The organism is Streptomyces sp. NPDC017890, from assembly GCF_044328675.1.
In the GTDB taxonomy this organism is placed as follows: domain Bacteria; phylum Actinomycetota; class Actinomycetes; order Streptomycetales; family Streptomycetaceae; genus Streptomyces.
The window spans coordinates 18659-40981 of sequence record NZ_JBIRHU010000033.1 but is presented as its reverse complement, the minus strand read 5'-3'; the positions used below and the strand labels follow the sequence as shown (position 1 = coordinate 40981).

The 22323-nt window shown below is 67.8% G+C and carries 19 protein-coding genes and 7 pseudogenes; 14 read left to right on the top strand and 12 right to left on the bottom strand.

Translation table 11 applies throughout. The features are described 5' to 3' along the window. Nucleotides 1-433 precede the first annotated feature (433 nt). The 4 genes and pseudogenes from ACH4F2_RS32240 to ACH4F2_RS32225 all read right to left on the bottom strand — a co-directional run bounded on the left by ACH4F2_RS32240 (nt 434) and on the right by ACH4F2_RS32225 (nt 2677). Nucleotides 434-859 carry a transposase gene (locus ACH4F2_RS32240; protein WP_398136287.1) on the bottom strand — a complete coding sequence of 142 codons (426 nt, stop codon included), beginning with the start codon at nt 857-859 and terminating at the stop codon, nt 434-436. 16 nt (nt 860-875) lie between these two features. After that, nucleotides 876-1094, bottom strand: a pseudogene (locus tag ACH4F2_RS32235) (transposase); the annotation flags it as partial. Nucleotides 1095-1230: 136 nt separating this feature from the next. Further along, the gene (locus ACH4F2_RS32230; protein ID WP_398136286.1) at nt 1231-1671 is read right to left on the bottom strand and encodes a DUF6010 family protein; all 441 of its coding nucleotides are present in this window, start codon (nt 1669-1671) and stop codon (nt 1231-1233) included. Between the two features lie 316 nt (nt 1672-1987). Further along, nucleotides 1988-2677, bottom strand: a complete 690-nt coding sequence (locus ACH4F2_RS32225; protein ID WP_398136285.1) for a DJ-1/PfpI family protein — start codon at nt 2675-2677, stop codon at nt 1988-1990. Between the two features lie 201 nt (nt 2678-2878). Between ACH4F2_RS32225 and ACH4F2_RS32220 the strand changes: the two genes are divergently transcribed. Continuing rightward, nucleotides 2879-3817, top strand: a complete 939-nt coding sequence (locus ACH4F2_RS32220; RefSeq protein ID WP_398136284.1) for a GlxA family transcriptional regulator — start codon at nt 2879-2881, stop codon at nt 3815-3817. Nucleotides 3818-3850: 33 nt separating this feature from the next. Here ACH4F2_RS32220 and ACH4F2_RS32215 read toward each other — a convergent pair. Beyond that, nucleotides 3851-4587, bottom strand: a pseudogene (locus ACH4F2_RS32215) (transposase). Nucleotides 4588-4774: 187 nt separating this feature from the next. Between ACH4F2_RS32215 and ACH4F2_RS32210 the strand changes: the two are divergent. Together ACH4F2_RS32210 and ACH4F2_RS32205 are read left to right on the top strand one after the other, a co-directional pair. Next, a pseudogene (locus tag ACH4F2_RS32210) lies at nt 4775-5722 on the top strand (salicylate synthase); the annotation flags it as partial. A gap of 215 nt (nt 5723-5937) precedes the next feature. After that, nucleotides 5938-6437: pseudogene (locus tag ACH4F2_RS32205) on the top strand (transposase family protein); the annotation flags it as partial. Nucleotides 6438-6631: 194 nt separating this feature from the next. On the opposite strand, the gene ACH4F2_RS32200 reads toward ACH4F2_RS32205, so the two are convergent. Beyond that, nucleotides 6632-9010 (bottom strand): Orn/Lys/Arg decarboxylase N-terminal domain-containing protein, encoded by a 2379-nt coding sequence (locus ACH4F2_RS32200; RefSeq protein WP_398136283.1) that lies wholly within the window; start codon nt 9008-9010, stop codon nt 6632-6634. A 457-nt stretch (nt 9011-9467) separates the two neighbouring features. Between ACH4F2_RS32200 and ACH4F2_RS32195 the strand changes: the two are divergent. The 3 genes and pseudogenes from ACH4F2_RS32195 to ACH4F2_RS32185 all read left to right on the top strand — a co-directional run. Then, nucleotides 9468-9692: pseudogene (locus tag ACH4F2_RS32195) on the top strand (transposase); the annotation flags it as partial. Nucleotides 9693-9705: 13 nt separating this feature from the next. Then, a complete protein-coding gene (locus tag ACH4F2_RS32190) occupies nt 9706-9954 on the top strand; it encodes a hypothetical protein (protein ID WP_398136282.1) in 249 nt (82 codons plus the stop codon). A 124-nt stretch (nt 9955-10078) separates the two neighbouring features. Continuing rightward, a pseudogene (locus tag ACH4F2_RS32185) lies at nt 10079-10285 on the top strand (DDE-type integrase/transposase/recombinase); the annotation flags it as partial. A 72-nt stretch (nt 10286-10357) separates the two neighbouring features. On the opposite strand, the gene ACH4F2_RS32180 reads toward ACH4F2_RS32185, so the two are convergent. Next, the gene (locus ACH4F2_RS32180) at nt 10358-10906 is read right to left on the bottom strand and encodes an alpha/beta hydrolase (protein ID WP_398136281.1); all 549 of its coding nucleotides are present in this window, start codon (nt 10904-10906) and stop codon (nt 10358-10360) included. Nucleotides 10907-11304: 398 nt separating this feature from the next. On the opposite strand from ACH4F2_RS32180, the gene ACH4F2_RS32175 reads away from it, so the two are divergent. After that, on the top strand, nt 11305-11910 hold the full coding sequence (locus tag ACH4F2_RS32175) for a hypothetical protein (protein WP_398136280.1): 606 nt from the start codon (nt 11305-11307) through the stop codon (nt 11908-11910). A 119-nt stretch (nt 11911-12029) separates the two neighbouring features. Here the strand turns inward: ACH4F2_RS32175 and ACH4F2_RS32170 are convergent, their stop codons facing one another. Beyond that, nucleotides 12030-15857, bottom strand: coding sequence for a DNRLRE domain-containing protein (locus tag ACH4F2_RS32170; RefSeq protein WP_398136279.1), 3828 nt, complete (start codon nt 15855-15857; stop codon nt 12030-12032). A 325-nt stretch (nt 15858-16182) separates the two neighbouring features. Here ACH4F2_RS32170 and ACH4F2_RS32165 point away from each other — a divergent pair. The 5 genes and pseudogenes from ACH4F2_RS32165 to ACH4F2_RS32145 form a co-directional block, all read left to right on the top strand. Further along, nucleotides 16183-16399, top strand: a pseudogene (locus tag ACH4F2_RS32165) (Tn3 family transposase); the annotation flags it as partial. After that, the gene (locus tag ACH4F2_RS32160; RefSeq protein WP_398136278.1) at nt 16390-16614 is read left to right on the top strand and encodes a hypothetical protein; all 225 of its coding nucleotides are present in this window, start codon (nt 16390-16392) and stop codon (nt 16612-16614) included. The pseudogene ACH4F2_RS32165 and the gene ACH4F2_RS32160, both read left to right, overlap by 10 nt. A 229-nt stretch (nt 16615-16843) precedes the next feature. Continuing rightward, nucleotides 16844-17311: a MarR family transcriptional regulator gene (locus ACH4F2_RS32155; RefSeq protein ID WP_398136277.1), complete on the top strand. Its 468-nt coding sequence runs from the start codon at nt 16844-16846 to the stop codon at nt 17309-17311. A gap of 350 nt (nt 17312-17661) precedes the next feature. Then, nucleotides 17662-17811 (top strand): hypothetical protein, encoded by a 150-nt coding sequence (locus ACH4F2_RS32150; RefSeq protein WP_398136304.1) that lies wholly within the window; start codon nt 17662-17664, stop codon nt 17809-17811. Nucleotides 17812-17955: 144 nt separating this feature from the next. After that, complete coding sequence (locus ACH4F2_RS32145; protein WP_398136276.1) at nt 17956-18102, top strand: hypothetical protein; 147 nt, start codon at nt 17956-17958, stop codon at nt 18100-18102. A gap of 104 nt (nt 18103-18206) precedes the next feature. Here the strand turns inward: ACH4F2_RS32145 and ACH4F2_RS32140 are convergent, their stop codons facing one another. Continuing rightward, complete coding sequence (locus ACH4F2_RS32140) at nt 18207-18905, bottom strand: TetR/AcrR family transcriptional regulator (protein WP_398136275.1); 699 nt, start codon at nt 18903-18905, stop codon at nt 18207-18209. Nucleotides 18906-19024: 119 nt separating this feature from the next. Between ACH4F2_RS32140 and ACH4F2_RS32135 the strand changes: the two genes are divergently transcribed. Further along, nucleotides 19025-19543, top strand: a complete 519-nt coding sequence (locus ACH4F2_RS32135) for a hypothetical protein (RefSeq protein WP_398136274.1) — start codon at nt 19025-19027, stop codon at nt 19541-19543. A 116-nt stretch (nt 19544-19659) separates the two neighbouring features. Here ACH4F2_RS32135 and ACH4F2_RS32130 read toward each other — a convergent pair whose 3' ends face one another. Further along, nucleotides 19660-20598 (bottom strand): alpha/beta hydrolase, encoded by a 939-nt coding sequence (locus ACH4F2_RS32130; RefSeq protein ID WP_398136273.1) that lies wholly within the window; start codon nt 20596-20598, stop codon nt 19660-19662. A gap of 107 nt (nt 20599-20705) precedes the next feature. Between ACH4F2_RS32130 and ACH4F2_RS32125 the strand changes: the two genes are divergently transcribed. Then, nucleotides 20706-21341 (top strand): TetR/AcrR family transcriptional regulator, encoded by a 636-nt coding sequence (locus tag ACH4F2_RS32125; RefSeq protein ID WP_398136272.1) that lies wholly within the window; start codon nt 20706-20708, stop codon nt 21339-21341. Here ACH4F2_RS32125 and ACH4F2_RS32120 read toward each other — a convergent pair. Both ACH4F2_RS32120 and ACH4F2_RS32115 read right to left on the bottom strand, forming a co-directional pair. Beyond that, complete coding sequence (locus tag ACH4F2_RS32120) at nt 21284-21727, bottom strand: hypothetical protein (protein WP_398136271.1); 444 nt, start codon at nt 21725-21727, stop codon at nt 21284-21286. The genes ACH4F2_RS32125 and ACH4F2_RS32120 overlap by 58 nt on opposite strands. Nucleotides 21728-21834: 107 nt before the next feature. Further along, on the bottom strand, nt 21835-22236 hold the full coding sequence (locus tag ACH4F2_RS32115) for a DUF6336 family protein (RefSeq protein ID WP_398136270.1): 402 nt from the start codon (nt 22234-22236) through the stop codon (nt 21835-21837). Nucleotides 22237-22323 lie beyond the last annotated feature (87 nt).

Below are 22323 nucleotides of genomic sequence, written 5' to 3'. Positions count from 1 at the left end.
GTGCCGAATCCGGACTGATTGGCGAGGCGGCCCTCCACTGCGGCTCCTCGGCGCACGTCGGACGACGGAGGTGGGGAACCGAGGTGAGCAGTTCTGTCCCGGACCTGGAAGGGGGCTCTTCGGCCTGACCTCCCGCACTACTGAGCGGTAGGCCCAATTCGTACAAAACATCTGGGGCGACTACTTGCCGCCTGCACGGAACCCGAGGAATAGGGATGAGCAGGTAAACGCGACGCCGGCGGGGTGGGATGCACAAAGGTGGGAGCCCATGCACCATGTGGTCGCGACGGACCATCACGGGATCGCGACGTACTACTCGTTCCTGTTCAGACGCCGTCTCGTCCAGTGCTTCGTAAGGTTCTGCGCTGTCTACGGCGGCTTCGTCGGGCGGGCAGGGGGCGTCCGCAGGTGGTGCAGGTACCGGCCCAGCACCTCAGCAGGTCCTGAAGGACGTCGAGGACCTGGTAGAGGGTGAGGCCGGTGTGGACTTTTGGGTCGAGCCGCCTGAGGGTGAGGAATGCCTGGGCGGCGGTGACGAGGTGACGTGGTGGTGCCGGCCGCGCCAGGTGCGGCCCTCGAAGTGGTCCAGGCCGAGGCCGTGCTTGAGTTCGCGGTAGTCGTGCTCGATCCGCCAGCGTATCTTCGCCCACCGCACCAGGTCGGCGACCGGAGTCGAAGCGGGCAGATTCGGTATCCAGTAGTCCGTCGGAGCGTCCTGGCCGTGCGGCCATTCGACCAGCAGGGTCTGGGTGGGCAGGACTCGGTTCCAGTGGTTGCGGCCGCCGCTCGCCTCCTGGGCGGCGGCCAGGGACTGCTTGCCCGCAGGCCGGACGGTCAGGACCGCGAACCGTGAGGTCATCGCAGCCTTTGCTGCCGCGGCGCCAGGTCACCTCGGTGAACCGGCCGGCACCGGCCTCCACCGCAACGGTGGAAACGGCTCGTGGTGGGGTGCGGTAGCGGGGGAGGGTCGGCGGACCGAGCCCGTCGTGGACGGGCTGGTGCGGCTCGGCCTCCTCCGGGTGGGCGACTTCCTTGCCGGTCAGCGCGAGGACGTAGGAAAGTCCTCGCTCCTCGAGGCCGGACGGTGTGCTGATCCCTGGCCGCCTCGACAGCTGTCTCAGCGAGCGCGACGGCCTGCACCCTCATCTGCTACCGCAGACTCGATCGTCGCAAGAGGCGGGGGCGGTCTTCCGGCTCCCAGGCCGACCGTCGGATGCCGGTGCGGTCCGGTCAGGAGGGGGCGGAGACGTGATCGTGCGCGCGGTCTGCTGTCCGGCCGGGCCGGAACCGGCGGCGGACGAGTGGGATCAGGGAAGGTCCTCCGCGGAAGCACCACAGGGCGATGACCGGATCACAGATGGCACATGCCAGAGACGCGTCGTGGTAGAACGGCAGGATCGGATTGCCCTTGAGGTGGTGGGCCATGTCCCAGGCCGTGTGGAGCAGCCAGCCGACGCCGATGAAGGCCCAGGAGTCCAGGCCGCGGTAGGCGACGTAGGCCGTGAGTGCGACGAATGGGAGCTCCCACGGGCCGAAGCCGCCTCCGCTCAGATAGGCGGCGCCGGCTCCGCCCACCATGATCGCGTTGAAGTGGCGTCGGTGCGGTTCTTTGATCAGGGACATCAGCAGGCAGTAGATGATGCCGACGATCACTGGTGACACAAGGTTCATGAGGGGATGACTTCTTCCTCCTGGCGCGGGCCGAATCGCCGTGGTCGAGCTGTCGCAGCGCGAGCATTGACGTCTCGGCCAGAGCGCGGTCCCGGGTGGGCAGGATCAGGAGTGTCAGTACGCTGGCGGCCGTCGCGGTCAGCAGGACCGAGGCGATCAGTCAGGCGTTGGCGAGGGCGCGGCGCGGCGTTGCGGGAAACATACTCGCGGGCACGGTGTTCGGGTCGACGGCGACGGTGCCTTCGACGGACATGCTGATGTTCTTCCTGCTTGTGCAGGGGGGTGGTGAGCGACTGATCTGCGAAGGGCCGGGCGCTCAGAGGGTGGTGGGCGTTGGACCTTGCGCGCGCCAGACGGTGCCGCGCCGCTCGTGGGAGATGAGTTCTTCCACGGCGTGCGCGACGCGGGGGCCCACCTCGCGCTCCAGTAGGTACAGAGCCAGATCGAGACCGGAGGTCAAGCCGGCGCCGGTGATCAGGTCGCCGTCGTCCACGATGCGGGCGCGGACCGCGTGGGCGCCGGTGGCGTCCAGCATGTCGAGGCCCATGTGGTGGGTGGTGGCGTGACGTCCCTCCAGGAGGCCGGCCATGGCCAGGACGAGCGAGCCGCCGCAGACGGTGGCGACGGTGATGTCCGGGTCGTCCATTGCCTGTTTGAGGAGCGCAGGGAGCTCGGTGGTCAGTGTGCGGCCCAGCAGTACGGGGATGAACTCGTCCTGCTTCCGCTCGCCGACGCCCACCTCCTCTTCCGGGGCCTCGCCGGGTTCGCCCACGCGCCCGGAGGCGCCGGGTACCAGAAGCATGTCGGCGCGCTCCAGGTCGAGGGCGCCGACGGCGCGCAGCATCAGTCCTCCGATGCCGCTGACGACCTCACGAGGGCCCTCTGCGGTGACCAGCTCGACGGTCACCGCGCCGTCCGACGCCGAGCCGCCGGCGTACAGGACCTCGTAGGGGGCAATGGCATCGAGCGGGTCGAAGCCATCGAACAGGACGACCTGGGTGTGCATGGGTGTGGGGTTCCTTCGGCATCGATTTCCACCGGGACGCTCCGAAGTCAACCGGCTTCCTGGATGCTCGCCCAGTGGCACTGGTGACAGGTTGCAACGGAATAGTGCCAGCACTTCCTGAAGGGTGTGGACTGGGATGACGTGGGCCTTCCGGAAGGGCGGCCCGGGACCGTCAAGCTGGTGGGGAGGTAAGTTCTGGCCATGCATACGGTTGCCGTGCTCGCGTTGGATCAGGTGATCCCGTTCGACCTGTCCACCCCGATCGAGGTCTTCTCCCGGACCCGTTTTCCCGACGGGAGGCCCGGCTACCAGGTCCGGGTGTGCGCGGAGCGTGACGAGGTCGACGCCGGAGCGTTCACCCTGCGTGCCCCCTGGGGTCTGGAGGGCCTTCAGGGCGCGGACACGATCATCGTGCCGGGCGTCGCCGATCTCGCTGCCTCGCTCCCTCCCGCCGTGCACGATGCGCTGCGGTCGGCCGCTGCCGACGGCACCCGGATCGCCTCCATCTGCGTGGGTACCTTTCCCCTGGCTGACACCGGGCTTCTCGACGGACTGCGCGTCACGACCCACTGGCGCGCGGCCGGCCTGCTGGCTGCCGCCCACCCGGACCTCGACGTCGACCCGGACGTCCTCTACGTCGACAACGGCCAGTTGCTCACCTCGGCCGGCGCCGCGGCGGGCATGGACCTGTGTCTGCACATGATCCGCCGTGACTACGGCTCGGCCGTCGCCGCCGACGCCGCCCGCCTGTCAGTGATGCCTCTCGAACGAGAGGGCGGGCAGGCGCAGTTCATCGTCTACGACCACGCACCCACGCCGCGGGGCTCCGAGCTTGAGACGCTGCTCACCTGGCTGCAGGAAAACCTGGCCCGCGACCTCACCCTTGCCGACATCGCCGAGCGGGCCGGAACCAGCACCCGAACCCTGATCCGGCGCTTCCGCGACCAGACCGGCACCACGCCGCTCCAATGGCTCCACCGGGCCCGCATCCGCCAGGCACAGCACTTGCTGGAAACCACGGAGCACTCCGTGGAGCGCATCGGCAGCCAGGTCGGCTTCGGCTCACCCACCACCTTCCGTGATCGCTTCAAGCGCACCACCGGCGTCAGCCCGCAGACCTACCGGCGCACGTTCAGTTGAACGCTAAATGAGACGGCTTGGAGGGTATTTGATCTAGGCGTATTGCTCTGTATTTCCTAGTAGGTTCCCCTGCCAGGTTGGCGTGGTCTCGTCCGTTATGCCCTTGGAGAGGTTGTCGATCGAGGCGATGTGGATCATCGCCTCGGAGCTGGCCGTGAGCGTCCCGTAGTCGCGGGCGAGACGGCGGTGCATCGTGATCCAACCGATCCTCCGCTCCACTGTCCAGCGCCTTTTCACGACGTGGAATCCGCGCTTTTCTGGGTTGCGGTTGACGACTTCGACGTCGATTCCGAGACGTTCGCCGTGCTCGACGACGGCGTTCTTGCAGCCGGTGTCGACCCAGCTTCTCGCGATGGTTCGGTAGGTCTCTTTCGCCTGGTCGAGGAGGCGTATTCCCATGGCGTTCTCGGAGGGGCCGGCGTCGGCAACGGTCACGGCGAGGATGAGGCCGATCGTGTCGGTGAGGATGCCGCGCTTGCGGCCCGCGATCTTCTTTAGTTGAGCTGGGCGAGAATCCCCTCGTCACGCCAGGCGGCGTAGTAGAAGTAGACGGTGCCGTGGCCTGGGAAGTCGTGCGGGAGGTAATTCCAGGGGATTCCGGTGCGGTTGATGTAGGGGAGTGCATCGAACACGTCACGCAGTTCGACTCTGGCTGGCTGTCCTGTTGTGCGGCGTTCGAGGCGGGAGTTTCGCCAGGCCGTCAACGTCGGCTCGAGCAGGGCCCATCGGTCGTCGGGCGGGTCGCTGGGGTACGGCTCGCGCTCTCTCACAGCACAGCCTGATCATGGTCATGACGGAGGGTGTGTTCCGTTGGACCTCGGGCGGTTCCGTGACATTCTCACATCAGACGGGCCGAGCACAGGACCACATGAGGCGGGCAGCCGAGTACTCGGCCTTGCATGGAATGAACTATCCCTACCTGGCGAAGGATCGCGAAGCCGCTGATCCCGCCGTCGCGACCGGACCGTGGTCCGCGCGGTGGACGAGGCGTGGCTCCGCAAGGTCACCGACCTCCTGGCGGAGCCGACGCCTCGGCAGCCCTCACCCAACGGGACCACTCCCGAGGCGACCGAGCGCATCATCGCGGCCGGCACCGCCGCCTACGGCAGCGCGGTGTCCCGAACGGTCGAAGACATCCACGCCGGGCTCCTGGAGAAGGCCGTCGTCTCCCGGAAGGTCCCGCTGCCCGCCGGACCACCCGTGGACTTCTCCGCGACCTACCTCGCCGGTCGCCGAGCCAACACACCGGACCGTTCCTACCTGCTGAATCTCGGCCGCTACCGGGCGGCCGGGTTCAGCCCGGAGACCGTCCTGGAGGTCGGGGAGAACGGCCGCGTCAGCACCCAGCCACTCGCCGGCACCCGCGCCCGCGGTACGGACCCGGTGGAGAACGAGCGCCTGCGCGCGGAACTGCTCACCGATCCCAAGGAGATACACGAGCACGCCGTGTCCTTGCGCCTGGCCTGGGACGAGATGGCGGCCGTGTGTGAGCCTGGGTCCGTCGCTGTGGAGGAGTTCATGACCGTCCGGCCGCGCGGTTCGGTGCAGCACCTCGCCTCGCGGCCGACAGGCCGACTGCGGCCCGACGCCGGACCGTGGGACGCCTTCGCCTCCCTCTTCCCCGCGATCATCGCCACCGGCGTCTCCAAACGCTCCGCCCTCCAGGCACTGGCCCGCCACGCGGAGGGGCCCCGCGGTCTGTACGGCGGCGCGGTCTTCCGGGGGAGCACCGGCGGTGCCCTCGACGCCGCCCTCGTCCTGCGCACCCTCATCGGTGAGGGCAATGAGACGTGGCTGCGCGCGGGCGCGGGAGTCACCGCTCAGTTCAGCCCCGAACGCGAGATCGAGGAGACCTGCGAGAAGCTCCGCAGCGTCGCCCCGCGCCTGAGGATCGCCACGGGCTGACCGCGGTCCGCGTGATCCAAGCGCTCCTTCGGCGGCCGGGACCGGGCCCGTCGTGCCGAAACGTCAAGGAGCTTGGCGGCGCGGCGGACCTTCCGGAGACAGTGAGCCTCTTCCGACCTGGCGGGTGGTTGGACTGGTCCCCCGGTGGCGGGCATGAAGAATAGCTCCTGGTAGACGGGTTCACGACCAAGAACACCAGATCGCCAGGAGCTCTCGTGCTTATCTACCCGTCTGACAACGATCTGGTCAGCCGCATCCTGCGGCGTCCTGCCGGTCTGCTCGCGGGCCACGGTGTCGGATCGGCTCGCGCTGGCGCCGCCTCACTTGTGGCCGGCAGGCCCTGCTCGTCCTCCCGCACCTGCGCTGCGACGACACCTACGCCCGTCTCGCGCGGGTTTCCGTATCGGGGTCGCGACGGTCTACCGCTACATACGCGAGACCGTCGACCTCCTGGCCTCGCTGGCTCCGACGCTGGAGCAGGCCATGGAAACGGTCCACAGGAAGGCCTACATGATCCTCGACGGCACGCTCCTGCTGATCGACCGCATCGCCGCCGACCGCCCGCTCGGGTAAGAAGACGCAGCACGGCATGAACGTGCAGGTTCTGACCGACCCAGCCGGCCGCTTTGTCTGGGCCTCGGACGCACTGCCGTGAGCCACGCACGACCTGACCGCGGCCCGGGCCCACGGCGTCCCGGCCGCTCTGGCAGACGCCTGCTCGAAGCACAGGGCATCACCGTCGCGCCGGCCACCACCCCACCAGCCGCCCTGACAGCCCTCCAAGCCCAAGTCGCCACCGGAAGCAACAACCAACAGCAAGATCAAGACGACAGGTCAATGATCGGCAGACTTCTAACGTGTCCAGAACCTTTCCGTTGGGGCTCTGCCGATCTCTCCCGTGAGCAGGAGTCAATCCATCCTCTTGGCGCTCTGCGCCCTCCGTCGCTGCGCCGGTGTCATGGCAGCTTGGGGCCCTACCTGCTCGTCCGCGCGCAGGCACTCGATCAGGTAGTCGCCGGTGTCGGGGGCACGGGTCACCCCGTGCGTTTCGCTGCCGAAGCCGGGGAAATGACGGTCAAAGGACTCCAGGGCGCTGAGGTAGCGCAGGAGGGGACCGTCTTCCTCCCCGATCGCTTCGCCCGGCATGAGGACCGGGATGCCGGGCGGCGTCACCGTGACCATCGCTGCGGCGACCCGGCCCGGTGCGTCCGCCAGAGGGATCCGTTCTGTGCCGCCGCGGATCAGGCGCTGGTAGCACAGCTGAGGCGGGGTGACCGGCTCCGGGAGCTGCTGGAAGGCCTGGTCGAGTAGTTCGACCAGGCGGGCATCGCGCAAGTGGTCGTGCATCTCGTGGCACAGGTCGCGCAGACTCCGCTCCGAGTAGCGCCGGGGGTGCTGGGCGACCAGGGCTGGCAGCACCCGCTCCAGCGGGGTGTCACCGTCGTAGAGGTCCTTGAAGTCCATCAGGGCGTCCAGCAGAGTGCCCCATTTGCCCTTGGTGATGCCCATGGAGAACAGCACTAGCGTGGTGTAGCTGTCGGTCTTCTCCACGACGATGCCGCGCGTGGTCAGATAGGCGGTGAGGACCCGCGCCGGGATGCCCCAGTCGGACATCACACCGGTCGCGTCGAGCCCTGGACAGGTCAGGGTGACCTTGATCGGGTCGAGCATGCAGTAGCCGTCCGCAAGACCGGGAAAGCCGTGCCAGTCCGCGTCCGGTGCGAGGTGCCAGCAGGACGCCTCGGTCCGCAGCAGTTCCGCCGGAGCCTCGTCGAAGGGCAACCGTGCCCCGTTCGCGGGGTCGATCACCTCACCCGGCTGCCACACCCCGAAGAACCAAGGTGGCCGGTCCCCAGCGGCCTCGATCCGCCGCCCGATCCGCACCACCTCCTGGCGGAACCGGACCGCCTCCGAGACCGCCTCGTCGACCAGCCACTGCCCCTGCGGACCGTCCATCATCGCCGTGGCCACGTCCAATGAGGCAATCATCGGATACAGCGGTGACGTCGTGCCGTGCATCATGAGCGCCTCGTTGAACCGGTCGTGCTCCACCGGGGCCCGCGGGGCGGCGCGGACGTGCACCATGGCGCCCTGCGACAGTGCCGCCAGCAGTTTGTGGGTGGACTGGGTCGCGAAGACGGTCGGCCGGTCGGGGCCGGGGAAGGCATCCTCGTTCACCGACATGCCGTAGCGCCCCGCGTAGAGCGGATGGAAGCGGGCGTAGGCGAACCAAGCCTCGTCGAAGTGCAGCCGGGGTGTGCTGGCCGCGAAGGCCCTGGCCGTCACCGGTGCGTCGTAACACAGCCCGTCGTACGTGGAGTTGGTGAACACCGCGTACTGGGCACGCGACGACACCGCGCCCGCGGTGAGAGGGCTCTTGACGATCCGCGCCGCCACCGAGTCCGCCGCGAGCTCGGCCGGAGGCAGCGGTCCGGCGAGCCCATAGCCGTTGCGGGTCGGGACCAGGTACACCGGTCGGGCACCGGAGACGACCAGGCCGTGCAGGACCGACTTGTGGCAGTTGCGGTCCACCAGGGCGATCTCGTCACGCGTCACACTGAAGTGACCGACGAGACGGTTGCAGGTGGAATCGCCGTGCAGGACGAAGTACGTGTGGTCGGAGCCGAAGACCCGTGCGGCGTTGCGCTCAGCCTCGCCGATGGGGCCGGTGTGCTCGAACAGAGAACCGAGCTCCTCCACCGAGATCGACAGGTCGCTGCGCAGGAGACGCTCCCCGAAATATTCGTGGAACGCCTGGCCCACGGGCGACTTGAGGAAGGCGACGCCACCGGAGTGCGCCGGGGTGTGCCATGAATACTCGTGCGCGTTATCGAAATGCCGCAGGGCCTTGAAGAACGGCGGGAGCAGGGCGTCCTGGTAAGCACGCGCGGCAGTGGAGATCCGCCCCGCGATGAACGTCGGTGTGTCCTCCAACGGCCACACGTAGCCCACCACCGACTGCGACACCCACAGCGGCAGCTCACGCAGCCCCTCGTCCGCCATGACCAGGAACACCGGCAGCTTCTGGAACCGGCGCTCGATCCGGCGCAGAACCGTCGCGCCACCCGGTCCGTCCTCGGCTGCGGGCAGAAGGTCCCAGGCCACCACCGCAGCGGCCAAGCCAGCCTCCGTCCGGAGCACCGCCTCAGCGTCCGAGGCGCTTGTCACCCAGCGGACCTGCAAGCCGGCCGCCCGGATCCCTTCGACAATGCGAGACAACTGCCCAGCAGTGGCACACCCGTCGCCCGGATGCTCAGTCACCGCCATCAAAACTGTGCCGTCGGCCATGTCGTCCCCCTTGCCCGGTGGCCCGGCGCCACCCCCCACCAATGTTCGCGGCGTGCACGCGCATAGTCGCCCCGCGGCCGGTCAAACCACTCCGACCGGTCACGGCACGGGCCGCTCCTTGACGCGACAACATGGCGTGTCCGGCCCTCGCCCAGGACCAGCGCACACTGTCGCCACAACTGTCAAGGCACCGACACCCCCTGACACAGCCGCACTGTCGAACTGATCAACCCAGTTCAGAACACCCGATACTGGGCATCGCACTTGGCGCAGCAGGCATGGCTGGCGGGGTAGCCGAGTGAGTCAGCGGCCTGCACTGAGCTGTACCGAGGTTTTGTGGCGTTCCTGATGCCAGGGCTACGGTCCTGGCGAAGGAGAACCGTCAGCATCATGGCAGCACCCCGTAAATGCCCGGACGAGTTCCGCGAACGCGCGGTCCGAGAGGTCCGCACCAGGCCGGCCGATCGCCCACGTGGCGAAGGACCTGGGCATCCACAAGGAGGCCCTGCGTGGCTGGGTCCACCAGGCCGAGGTCGATTGCGGCGAGCGCGATGACCGGTTGACGGCCGCCGAGCAGGACGATTTGAAGCAACTCCCAGAAGATGCTGCGGAGTTGATGCGGGCGAGCGAGACCTTGAAAGTCGCCTTGGTATTTTTGTCCAGGCGATCGACCGTCCCCTGACGAGGTCGAGCAGGTGATCGACCACCAGCGTGACAAGGGTCTCGGAGTCGATTCCGTCTGCCGGGTGCTTCAGCTGTCGCCGTCGACGTACTTCGCCCGCAAGAAGCGGCCGAAGTCGGCCCGTCGGCTCCGTGGCGAACAGCTGATGCCGCTGATCAAGGAGACACATGCCATCTCGGTTGGCACCTATGGCGCCCGCACGATCCCCCCGCGCTTCGGTGCAAGGGCCACGAGGTGGGCCCCTGCACCGTTGAACACCTGATGGTCGAGGTGGGCCTGGAAGGTGTTGTCCGTCGCCGGCGCCGGGGCCGCACACGCTCCCGGCGCCATCGGCGCTCCGGCCGCCGGATTCGGTCGACCGCGATTCCACCGCGAGCCGGCCCGATCAGCTGTGGATGGCGGACATGACGTATGTCCGCACCTGGTCGAGCTGGGCGTACGTGGCGTTCGCCCTGGACGTGTACTCCCGGACAGTCGTCGGCTGGCAGGTCGCGAACCACATGCGGACCGAGCTTCCGTTGGACGCGCTGGAGATGGCCCAACCGGTCACAGCCCGACCAGCCGTACGACCCAGGAACTTGCAGCCGCTCTGACTTCTATCGGCCCCATTGAGGAGACTCCGACCGGGCAGCGGGGCGGACAGGGAAGCATCGCGTTCCGGCGGGTTACTTCTGGGTGGCGTCGGTGCAGTGGACGTCCTTGTCCGGCAGGTGGCCGGTGGCCAGGAAGCCGACGGTGGCCTTGTCGGCGCAGGCTGAGCCTGCGCCGTAGACGTAGTGCCCGCCGTTGTCGACGCCGACGAAGGCAGAGCCGCCGCCGAGGGACTTGTGCAGCCCGACGCCGCCTTCCCACGGTGTGGCGTTGTCCCGGCGGTTCTGCAGGATCAGGGTGTTGCGCGGGCCGCCCTTCGTGACCTTGACAGTCGTCTCAGCCGGCTTGTCCCAGTAGGCGCATGCCCAGATGTTGGCGGGCATGCCCGCGGTGAGCGGCCACTTCTCGCGGTCGGCGGTGGTGCGGGCGGCGTAGCCGTCGACGTCGTGCGGCCATTCGGCGTCGCCGCAAGTGAGAGCCATGAACATGGTGGCCTGGTTGTCCGCGGGGATGCCCGGGGACGTCGGTGTGGCGGCGAACACCTCCTTGAGAACCTCCTGGTCGGCGGCCGTGGTGCTGCCGTGGGTCAGGTTGTCGGCGGCCTCCCAGAACTTGGCGAGCATGGGAAGGGTGTTGTTGTGGGGGGCAGGTGCCTCGTTCTCTTCGACCTCACCCAGGACTTCGCCGGTTTCTGGCCCGGCTGCCCGCTGCGGGCCCCTGCCCCTCCTCGTCCGCCCCAGCAAGGCTCCGACCAGCCCATTCACCCGCCAACACAGGATGAAAGGAGTTCAATGATCTGGTGGGGGTGCGCGGAGGCTGCCCCACACCCACCGGGCCAGGAACCAGGCCGAACCCGCTGCCGAAAGCCGGAGGCTTCTCCACCGCCGACAACGCCAACCTCGCCTTATGCGTGGATACTTCGGTGGCCGGCACGTCCGCTACATCACCGACGAGTGAACCCTACAAGTTTCTGATCGATATGCCGCTTCGCCATTTGTTGACGGGCAGTAGGATCCCGATCATGAGTACGGAAATCGCGCAGGCATGGGTTCGGGTCGAGTCGTGGCTCGAGCGGAACGCACCCGCTTCCCATCGCTCTCTCAGGGCTCCGGCATCGGCTTACGACATCGACCGGGCAGCCGCGCACCTGCCGATCCACGGCGACCTCCGAACCCTGCTCACCCTGCACGACGGGGTTGAGGACTACCAGGTCGAGGGGGACGAACAGGGAGAGGTGAACCCCGCGGGATGGCTGCCCGAGGGCTGTGAGTGGCTTCCCCTGGACAGGATGCTCGGGCTGCCGGCTGTTGCCCTTGTCGGTGGACCGCGCCCACGGTGGGCGCCCTGGGCAGTGCCGGGTGACGGTGAGACCGGGTTCGGCGTCGACGGCGACACCGGACAGATCGTCCGCTTCCCCGACGAGGGCGGGGCCCCGGAGGGTGTGCTCTTTCCTCCGTTCCGCTCGGTCGCCGACTACCTCACAGCCGTGTTCCAAGCCCTGGAGTCGGGGACCGGGCCACTGATGACACGGGACGACGTACCGGGCCTCGCTCTGGGCTGCCTGTTGTGGGAGAACCCGGAGCGCGTATCGCTCCACGAGGTGGAGTGGCGGCCCCTGCACGGATGAGCCTGTGGCGTGAACGGGACAGGTGGAGCGGGGGTTGCGGCGAACGACGCAACCCCCGCCCGTGCGCCCGGTCGAGGCCACAGTTCCTGTCAGGGCATGTGGTCACCCGGCGGAGAACACTACTTCTTCATCGTGCACTTGACTTCCGGCCCGGACAGGTCGCACCCGGTGAACCACTCGTTACCCGGGTCGACCCAGAACTCGTCCTTGTCCAGCATGCGCATCTTCGACAGGAACGGATTGAGTCCAACGGTCATCCGGTCCATCGAGCCGCCGTTCACTGCGTTGGACATCGAGGAGCGGCCGCATGTCTCGTCCCAGGTGGGCGGGTTGTAACGGGTGTCGTCGACCAGGTGCTCGGAGCCGTCGTCCGCCTTGACCGCCACGGTCTGCACGCACTCGCCGCCACCGTTCGGACCGGCCGGCATCAGCCCACCGACCGAACTCGGCATGCCGGGGGACTGGTACGTCGCGGCGAACGGGTACTCGTCGCACGAGATGCTGTCCGGCGAACCCGTAGCGATCAGCTCGTGGTGGAGGAAGGTCTTCGGGTGGTTGAGGAAGAGCCTCTCGGGCACCCACCCGTCGGTCCTGCTCGAACGGGACTTGGGGCACATCACTTTCTCGCGCGAGTGGTTCTTGTTGTACCCGTTGGCCGGCCGGGAGGGCACCTTCTCACCCTTCTTGGGGCCCGGGATGTACTTCAGAGGGTTCAGCGGGCTCGCGCCGAGGCCCTTGTACTTGGCCTTGTTCTGGATCAGCCATGCGTGGGCGGAGGCGGCCGGGTAGGCGCCGGCATTGAACTTGTACCCCGGAACGTAGTCGGGGATCACGCACCCGTGCGTGGCGAACACCTTGTCACAGCGCACGTTCACGGCCTGGGTCGTCACTTCCACGTTGTTCCATGTGCCGTGGCCCGGCTCCATCACCTCCTGATCGGAGGTGAAGATCGTGTACACGTCGACGGGGAACTTCTTCGACAGGTCGATGTCACGCTTCCCCGCGTCGTTCTGCAGGGAGCCGTTCCACTTGTGGGTGACGTTGCCGGACTTCACGCTGGTGTCGCTGTTACCGGCCCAGGTCGGTTCGTCGTCTCCCGCCCAGGTGAAGGACGTGTCCTCTTCGACGCAACCGCCGGTGTCCTTGCCGCAGCGCGCCTTCGTGCCGAGCAACTGGACCGAGTCGGCACCGAAGAAGGGCAGGTAGCCGTCGTCCGGTGCCTTGTCGAGCGGCTTCATCTGGACGTAGGTCTCCACGAGACCGCTGTCGCTGGTCCGGTCCACCTGGACCTGGAGCATGACCTCGATGGTCTGCATGAACTTCTGCAGTCCGCCGGAGGTGGGATCGGTCGCCGACAGCTTCCACTGCTCGATCAGACAGGCGGCGTCACGGGTGTAAACCGACTTCTGATCGGGCTTGGCCGGGTCGCACACGGACTTGTCCTTGATGACAGGACCGGACATCGCCCGGGTCGAGACCGTGCCGGGCTCCCCGTCGGCCGCCACGGTTCTGCGCCATGCCTCGGACCGCTCCGGCAACGATGTGACCGTGACGCTGACCTGGCCGCTCGTGAAGGTACGCGAAGAGGTGCTGCGGGCGGATCCGCCCCCGGCCCTGCTCATCAGGGCCGCCACGGGAATCGGCGTGTTGATGTGGTCCGGCGCCGGTGAGGCCGTGTCCGGCTGCGGCAGCGCGATGTCGACCTTCTGAGCGCGGTTGTAGTCCCGGTTCCCGGCAGTGAAACCGTAGTCCTTGATCGGACCCACGTTGCCCGCCCGGTCCACGGTGCGCGTCTGCACCACATGGTTGCCGTCAGCGGCCGGCGTCGCGGTGTAGGAGGCCTCGGGCGCCACGGCCCTGCCGACCGGTGTGACGGTGCGTACGGATGTCCATCCGTAGTCGTCGGCGTCGTCCTCGAACGGGTTCAGGCGGTACTGCACCTCGTACGGGGACGCGTCGCCGGTCGTGACGTCGAAGGTGCCCGCGATGCCGGCGCCGCCGCCGCCCCAGTTCTCCGGATAGGTGGCCGAGGTGATGCTCTTCGGCTCGGCGGGGGCGGTGGTGTCGACGACGAACTGGGTCCAGGGGGACCAGCTCAGGTTGTAGTGGGTGCCGTCGTAGGCGTTGGTGCGGAACTTGTACGTCTTGCCGTCCCGGAGCTGCCCGGCCGGGACGGTGACGGAGGCGGGCTTTCCGGAGTCGACGAAGTCGGAGACGACCAGGCCCTCACCGGCGGGGGTCGTGATGGGGGTATTGGTTGCGGCGTCGTAGACCTGGAAGGTGACGTTGACCTTGTCGCCGTCGGGGTCGGTGACGGTGTCCCGCAGGATCGGCGTCGTGGTGTTGACCGCCCAGACACCCGCATACGACCTGAACGGCGCGCCGGCCTGCCGGTTCGTGCCGTCCGAGGGGCGGTAGTTGTAGGTGACGGACAGCTTGGGCTGGTTGGCCGTGTTGTTCGCGGAGTTGACCCGCTTCCACGCCTTGGTGTCGTCGGTGGCGGCGCGCAGGCCCATGTGGCCGCGGGTGGCCTTGGCGGACGCCCAGGACTGGACGAGGGTGTCGACGTCGGCGTTGATCCAGCCGTCGGGCTGGGTGGCGGTGCAGTCGAGGTTGCCCGCGGTCTGCGTGGAGGAGTGGTACTCCTGCTTCCAGGTGGGCTGCGAGGTCCAGCGCGAGGACGTGGAGGGGGCGCTGGTGTCCCAGACGGTCCACTTCTGGGCGGTGCAGTCGGTGTTGCCGGAGTGGAAGTTCCACAGCGCCAGGTTGGTGTCGACGATCAGTGCGTCCTGGATCGGCGTGGTGTTCCACGTGATGAAGGAGCGCGCTGTGCGCGGGGTACCGTCGGAGTTCTTGGTGCCCGGGTTGCCGAAGTCGAGTTCGGTGTCGGTGGACCAGTCGACGGTTTCGCCCTGCTGCACGTAGGTGTCGAAGGTGTTCGACAGGGCGGAGGTGGAGGGGTCCACGGTGACCGGGAACTTCGTGTCCGGGTCGGCGAGGAACTCGGCCGAGGGGGTGACGACCAGGTCGACCTCGCCTACGCCCTTGTCGATGACCTTCATGTCGACGCGTGCCCGGTTCGTGTGCTCACCGGAGACCTTGTCGACGGCCGCGTCCCACATCACCGGGGCGGGCATGGTGGCGCGTACGGCACCGGACTCGGCGTCGGTGAAGGTGACGGAGCCGTCCTTGTTCTCCGTCGCCTCCAACCCTTCGGTCCTGATCGGGAGGGTGTAAGAGTAGGTGCCTGTGGGCCGCTCGCCGATCTCGACGAACTGCTCGAATCCGGTGCGGGTGGCTTCGACGATCAGGTCCGCGCCGGGCACCGCGTTTTCGTAGCGGGCGCGGGTGCCGTCCAGCTTGGGCTGCGGCAGGCCGCCCTTCCACTGGAGGGTCACTTTGTCGTCACCGCTGCCCAGGGTGACCAGATCACGGGCGCTGTCGTCCTGCGCAGCACGCAGGGACTTCGGCAGCGTGCCGCCCTTGCCCGCCAGACGCAGACCATGAGGGTGCAGCTTGGGGGCGACGCTTCCGTCGGCGGCTTCGGCGAGGATGGCGTCGACCCTCTGCCACGCTCCGTTCTTCCAGACCCGCTCAGGCCCGGCGGTGAGTTCGGTGGTGAGAGTGCCGTCCGGGTTGGCGACGGTGTAGCTGGTGGGAGTCGTCTCGTCAGTGACGACACTCTTCTTGCCGGTCCGCTCGGCCTCGGCGAGCGCCCACGCCTTCGAACCGCGGGCATGTTCGGCCGCCCAGGCCATGTCGGACTTCAGGAGGTCCGCCTTCGAGGGGCCGGCCGACTCGGCCTGCCCGGCGGGCTGCGGCTCAGCGGCCGGTGCGGCCGACGCGCTGCCGCCGGCGATGAGCGCGGCCTCAGCGACCAGCAGCAGTGCCGCCCCGGCTGCTATTCGGGCCCGATGTCTGGATATCGGTGATCTGTACGGAGACACGAGTGTGCTGCCCTTCCCATGGATGAATCGAATGCATGTGTGATGCATGCAGCGGAAGGAGCCTAGGCGTGAAGATCAACAAGAGTAAAGATCACTTAAGGCCACAGCCCGAAAGTGGACTCTGGCGCTCCGTGAAAACGTGGGGCGGTCCGAGGAGCGGCAGCTCAAACGTCGGATGGATCACACCGACAGACAGGACCCGGGGCTGCGATGAGCGCCTCAGGTCATGTCCCGCCGTGTGGTGCAACGGTGATCACGGCGAAGTCCTGGTCGTGCCCTCGGCGGGCGCTGCCTCTATCGCCCGGACGACGCCCCGCCTGGCTGACCTGCGCTCGGCGGCTCGCTGACCCGGCCGATCCGCTGGGAACCTCATCGAGCAGCAGTGCGACCAGTTGGTCAAGTACGCCACAGCGTTCCGCCTGGGGACGGCGGAGGCCGAGCAAGTACTGCGGCGGTTCACCTGCGGCGGCCCCAAGCACCCCACCTGCACTGCTCTGGAAGAACTCGGCCGCGCGGTGCGCACCATCTTCGCGTGCGACTATGGTTCGCCCAGGTCAGCCGCAGGGCGACACGTCATCGACAGCAGCCACCGTCAGACCTTCCCGCCATCCTCGGCACAGTCACCGGCCTGTACATCCACGCCTCGCTCGCCGTCGTGGGCCTGTCAGCTCTGGTCATGCACTCCAGCCTGGCCTTCACCGCCGACAGGCTCATCGGTGCCGTCTGTCTCGTCACCCTGGCATTCGTAGTGCCGTGACGTAGAGCAAGCACCAACTGCTGGGTGCCGGCGAACGTCCGCCTCCCCAGACTCATATGCGTGCAAGCCCGACCATCAGATCGACGTGCTGCTCCGCAACACCCGTCCAGGCCCCCTCCCGCAACAAGAGCTCCCGGCTTGACCTCAATCGCACTTGAGTTCCTACGGTCTCCCTGTGACCCGGGCGAAGGTAGCAACTCCTGTCCGACGAACCTGAAAGGGCGATCCCATGACTGCTCAACCGACCTCTGACGCCGAACTCGCCGGACAACCCGCGGCATACTGGACCGGTGTGGCCTACGAGGCACTCATCGCCTACACCCGGGCCCAGCAGGCAGAGAAGGGCTACACCCAGCCTCAGTTCTGGCTGCTGCGCAACCTATCGCGCAACGACATCTCACCCGACGGCCAGGGAATGACTCTTGCCGCGCTGCAAGCCGCCATGAGCTCCTACATCCGGGCCGAGGACAACCTGGAGGCAGAGGCCGAAGCACTCCTGGAACGCGGCTGGCTGACCCGGGACGCACAGCACCGATTCTGGCTCACCGACGCAGGAGAACAGGCCCGCGTCGACCTCGCGCGCAACGCCCCGGCCATCCGCGCCGCCCTCCACCGGGGCATCGACGACGCGGACTACGTCACCACGGTGAAAGTGCTCCAGCAACTGATCCGCAACACCGGCAAGCCCATCACCTGAGAGAGGGTGTCACGCCGGCCACGGGCCGGCAGGGGCATGGGCGTGTGCCCAGCAGGCCCTCGGGCTGCGCCGGGGCGGGCCAGCCAGGTCATTCTCCCTTCGCTCCCAGGTCGCCGCTGATCACGCGGAGCCTAGCCCTCGCGCCGGTGGCCATTACTGCCTTCGGCGTTTCGGGGTCTGGTTCTGTGTCGGGACCGGTGGCGCGGTCCGCCCGAGCTGGTACGCCGGATGCATGCGGTATCCGGACGGGGGCGGGCTGACCGCCGAGCAGCGCGGGCGCCGGGAAGAGGTGCGGATGCGGCCCGTTGGCCTCCTACAGCGCCTCCGGGGTGACCCGGCTGCCGCACCGGATGGGCTATGGCGTGCAGATGCCCGCCCGGCCCGCCGCCGAACGCGACGAAGGCGCGGTCACCGCCTGGCGTGAGGCGACCTGGCAGGAGGTGCAACCCTCCGACCGGCGACCGGCGCGTTCATCTGCTTCGAGGACGAAGCAGGCGTAACCGGTCGGCCGCCCAAGGGCCGCACCTGGGGCCGGCGCGGCATCACCCCGAGGGTCAAGATGTCCGGCCGCAGCCGGGACGGCTCTCGGTGGGCGGGCTGCTGTGTCACCGGCCGGGGCTGCCGGCCCGCCTGTGCTACGGGCTGTGTCGGCACACCGGCTGCAAGGCGAGCGCCGCTCGCTGAGCGAGAGGGACTACATCAGCCTGCTGGACGGCGCCCACCAGCTGCTGAAGGCCCGGCTGATCGTGGTGTGGGACCGGCTGAGCACTCACTCCTCCAAGATGGGATGAGACAGGCGCAAGTCGCTTTCCGCCTCACCTGTCACCCCTGTGATCGACGCGTACTATGACGCCTCTTCATCGACGACAGGGCCTGCGGGCTGTTGCTGACCGGCTCACCGATGGGGCTTCGGTCCGGTCTCTGCGGCCAGTTCCTGCTCCAGGCCGTCGAGGAGGGCCCGGAGACCGAACTCGAAAGTCCCATCCGGAGCGGCAGCATAATCAGCTGCCGCCTGGGTATCCAGCCGGGCCCGCAGGCGCGGATAGCGCATGGCGATCTCCCGCGCCTCGGCCATGGTGTGCCGGAACTGCTCTTCGACGGTGCTTCCGCTTTCATCTCCTTTCCGTGTGAGTGAAGCGGACGCGGCGGCGCCAGCCGCGTTGCCCAAAATGTAGGTGAAGACGGCGCCCGCGGCGTGGTCGGACTGGGCGGCGGTGAAGCCGGCGGATTCGTAGACGGCAAGGCTGCGGTCGTCGTACCGGGCCTTGCCCTCGCCGTAAACGAGGTGTGTGGCAAGGACCTGTACCAGCCAGGGGCGCCGGGTGAACATCGCATGCAGGTCGGTGGCCATGACGGTGACTGCGGCGCGCCAGTCGCCTGCCCCGGGGTCGGGCAGGGTGAGCTCGCTCCATACCTGGTCGGTGGCGAGCAGGACGAGATCGTCCTTGCTCTTGACGTGCCAGTACACGGCGGTGGCGGCGGAGTCGAGTCTGTTGCCCAAGGCGCGCATGTTGAGCCCCGTGATCCCTTCCGCGTCCAGGAGTTCGACGGCGGTACGGACGATCTGGTCCCGGGTCAGCGTGTCGCGTGCCATGGTCACACCGTACGCAGCACTTGCACGATGTTCAAGAAATCACTTGCGCGGTGTTCAAGTGTGGACTTACTGTCTCATCGGGCAGCCGCTTGAACAAAGTGCAAGTCAAGGGAGAGTCAGTGAACATCCTCGCCGCCGTCATGCAGTTGCTCGTCGCCGCCGCCTTTGTCAGCATCCCGGTGGTCCGCCATCGCTTCGGCCCCGCCGCGAAGGCAGCCGCAGTGGCCGAGCTCCGACGCCAGAATGTGCGCCCGGAGGTGCTGGAGGAGAACAACCTCCGGTTCGACGCCGGCGGGCATGAGACGGCGGTCCCCGTGGCCGTGGCCGCCGTGATGACGGCCACCGCCGCCGTGAATTTCGCGGGCGCCGCTCCGGCCCAACCGTTGACCTGGATATTCTCCTCGCTGGTGCTGCTGATGAACGCGGTGATCGTCTACAGCAACCTCACCGCGGTGAGGTCCGTAGAGGCGGCCTTCCGCCGCAAGGAAGACCCGGAGCTGGCCCGCGTCGACGTCGGGCCTTTCCTCCAGGCCGCCCAGGACGCCTTCCCTCACTGGGTGCGCGCCCAGACCTATCTGCGCAACACCGTGGTCTTCGGCGGCTCCACCGTCGCGCTGGTCGCCGTCACTCTCATGTGACCACGCGTGTGGAGCAGGGCATCCGGCGGTACTGGGGGCGTAGCGACCGGAGGCGGTGAACTGCCCTCCACGCGCGTCGTGGGAGCGTTCGTCGAGAACTCCTTGCTCCGGCCAAGTCAGTTGAAGACTGCGGCCACGGCGTCCGAGAGCTGATTCAGTACGTCCCGCGAGAGCTGCACCGAGCCGGTGAACGAGAGGAAGCCGTGAATGGCTCCCTCGACCGGGAGGTGCTGGACCGGCACGCCGGCGTCGGCCAGCTTGCGCGCATAATGGTCGCCCTGGTCGCGCAGGGGGTCGTTCTCGGCGGTGGCGATGACGGCAGGAGCAAGTCCGGCCAGTTCGTCGGAGCGCGCCGGCGAGACCCGCGGGTCGGCGCCCTGGTCCGGGGTGCTGAGGTAGGCGCCCCAGAGCCACTCGAGGTAGGAACGTGAGAGGACCGGGCCCGCCATGTTCTCGTACATGGAGGGGCTGTCGTCGAACCGGTCGACCGCCGGGTAGGCGAGCACCTGGAGCGTGATGCGAGGTCCCCCGCGGCGCAGGGATTCCTGTGCGAGAACCGCAGCAAGGTTGCCGCCGGCGCTCTCGCCGAACACGGCGATGCGCTCTCCGTCGCCCCCGAAGCCGGGGGCGTTGCCCGCGACCCAGGTCAGCGCGGCGTAAGCGTCGTCGACCGCGGCCGGGAAGCGGTGCTCGGGTGCCAGCCGGTAGTCGACGGAGACCACGATCGTGCCGGAGCGGCTGGCCATGATGCGGGCCATGTTGTCCTGGGTATCCAGGTCACCGAAGACCCAGCCGCCGCCGTGGAAGAAGAGTGTCACGGGCAGCGGCCCGGCGTCCGGCTCGGTGAGGGGCCGGTAGATACGGACGGGTATGTCGCGGCCGGGGGCAGGGGCCGTGGTGTCCCGGACGTCGGCGACCGGTACGGGAGCGCCGGCCAGGGCGCCGAAGGCGCGCCCGAACGCGCGGTTCTCCGCCACCGTCAGGGATTCGGGAGCCGGTCCGCCTCCTGCGGCCACTTCCTTGAGCAGGGTCTCGATCTGGGGGTCGAGGGGCATAGCACTCACCTGTCCGAAGAGACGGCCACCCGAGGTGGAATGACCTTTCCAGGATCTTCGGTGGAGCATAGTTGGAATGTCAATTCCAACTTGGGTAGCGTGGGCATATGAGCGCACCAGTGAAGGCCGGAGAGTCGAAGAGGCAGCGGCTCACCAAGGGCGGCCGCGAAACCCGCGAACGCATCATCGAGACCGCTGCGGAACTGATGTTCCACCGCGGCGCGGGAGGCACGAGCATCCCGGACATCCAGGCGGCCGCCGGGGTCAGCGCGTCGCAGATCTACCACTACTTCGGCGACAAGCAGGGCTTGGTCCTGGCGGTCATCGACCACCAGACGGACACCCAGCTCGCCCAGCAGCGTCCGCTGCTGGACAACCTGGACAGCATCGAGGCCCTGCGCGAGTGGTGCGACAGGGCAGGGAGCCGGCAGGACGCAAGAGGATGCGAAGGCGGTTGCGAGATCGGCTCGCTCGCCAGCGAACTCGCCGACAGCGATCAGTCGGCGCGGGCCAGCCTCACTTCTGCCTTCGACCGGTGGGAAGGTCCCATCAGGTCGGGACTCGCGCGCATGCAGGCACGGGGCGAGCTGAGCGAGCGCGCCGATACCGCCGCGCTCGCCACCGCTCTGCTGGCTGCTATTCAGGGCGGCATGCTGCTGTCCCAGGTCCGCCGGTCGAGCACCGCCTACCGGCAGGCCGTGTCAGCGGTGATCGACCACATCGAGAGCCACCTCGTCCGGTAGCGGCTCGGGGGCGTCAGCTCACCACTGACACCCTTTGACCTGCTGATACAGAGTTCAGAAACAGGCACTGTAATCTCTCGCTGCACTTCCCGACCACAGGCCCGACCATGGGTTGCCGTTAGCCCGACCGCAGGCCCGACCACGGCAGTCCAACGCCCTGTTGGCGGCACCGTCATGCCGGGGCTGGCACCGCCTCCCTGGGTACTGGCCTGCGCGACGCCGAACACTCCGACCGCGCAGGCGACCCGGACGTCGGCGGCGGTCACCGTGACCGTGGTCGGCCCCTTCAGTGCCGGGCGGCGGTAGACGAGGACGCCGAGGCTGCCGACGAGCGCCGAACCGACGACGATGCCGATCAGCAGGACGAACAGAGCAAGCGTGGACACGCGATTCCCCTAGATCTCCTTGCCCCTCACAGGTGCTTTACTGGTGAACAGGCAGTGTCCTGGCCTTGCACTATTCATGTGACCGCTCGCCTCGGTGAGAGCAAGTTCTAGCTGTACAACCAGCTGTCGTAAGGTGCAGCGTCCACGAGTTGGTACAGCCCGAGAGCGGCAGCCCCCAGGACAAAGAGAAACAGCCCGGAGCGCAGGAACACCGGACCCACGACGGTGACTGAAACGGTCTGTCCCGTGAGGGTGTTCCAGTCCCGTACACGTCGGATGTCCCCCGCACTGGCCCACCAGAAGCCAGCACCGATCACAAGGAAGATGGCACCGAAGAGGCCCAGAATACTGACGACGGACAGGAAATCTCGTCGGTCGCTGTGGCCACTGATGCTCAAAGTCGCCACCATGAGCGGCACCACGCCCAACAGGCCGAAGGTTGCCCCTCTCCGCGCGACGTCGGCCGGCCGCAGTCGCGGCAGCATTACGCCATCCTGGTCCAAAGCCATGGCCAGCACCCTAGACCACCCAGCCCGAGCAGCCGCAACGTCCCCCAACCGATATTCACGTGGTGGCCGTACCCGTGACCGACCGGG

Excerpts from the sequence above, each read along its gene's own strand:
- ACH4F2_RS32150 (WP_398136304.1), top strand. The coding sequence starts at position 17,662 with ATGGGCTATGGCGTGCAGATGCCCGCCCGGCCCGCCGCCGAACGCGAC.
- ACH4F2_RS32115 (WP_398136270.1), bottom strand. The coding sequence starts at position 22,236 with ATGGCTTTGGACCAGGATGGCGTAATGCTGCCGCGACTGCGGCCGGCC.
- ACH4F2_RS32180 (WP_398136281.1), bottom strand. The coding sequence starts at position 10,906 with ATGCTCGCCAAGTTCTGGGAGGCCGCCGACAACCTGACCCACGGCAGC.
- ACH4F2_RS32230 (WP_398136286.1), bottom strand. The coding sequence starts at position 1,671 with ATGAACCTTGTGTCACCAGTGATCGTCGGCATCATCTACTGCCTGCTG.
- ACH4F2_RS32130 (WP_398136273.1), bottom strand. The coding sequence starts at position 20,598 with ATGCCCCTCGACCCCCAGATCGAGACCCTGCTCAAGGAAGTGGCCGCA.
- ACH4F2_RS32155 (WP_398136277.1), top strand. The coding sequence starts at position 16,844 with ATGACTGCTCAACCGACCTCTGACGCCGAACTCGCCGGACAACCCGCG.
- ACH4F2_RS32175 (WP_398136280.1), top strand. The coding sequence starts at position 11,305 with ATGAGTACGGAAATCGCGCAGGCATGGGTTCGGGTCGAGTCGTGGCTC.
- ACH4F2_RS32125 (WP_398136272.1), top strand. The coding sequence starts at position 20,706 with ATGAGCGCACCAGTGAAGGCCGGAGAGTCGAAGAGGCAGCGGCTCACC.
- ACH4F2_RS32220 (WP_398136284.1), top strand. The coding sequence starts at position 2,879 with ATGCATACGGTTGCCGTGCTCGCGTTGGATCAGGTGATCCCGTTCGAC.
- ACH4F2_RS32240 (WP_398136287.1), bottom strand. The coding sequence starts at position 859 with ATGACCTCACGGTTCGCGGTCCTGACCGTCCGGCCTGCGGGCAAGCAG.
- ACH4F2_RS32200 (WP_398136283.1), bottom strand. The coding sequence starts at position 9,010 with ATGGCCGACGGCACAGTTTTGATGGCGGTGACTGAGCATCCGGGCGAC.
- ACH4F2_RS32225 (WP_398136285.1), bottom strand. The coding sequence starts at position 2,677 with ATGCACACCCAGGTCGTCCTGTTCGATGGCTTCGACCCGCTCGATGCC.
- ACH4F2_RS32140 (WP_398136275.1), bottom strand. The coding sequence starts at position 18,905 with ATGGCACGCGACACGCTGACCCGGGACCAGATCGTCCGTACCGCCGTC.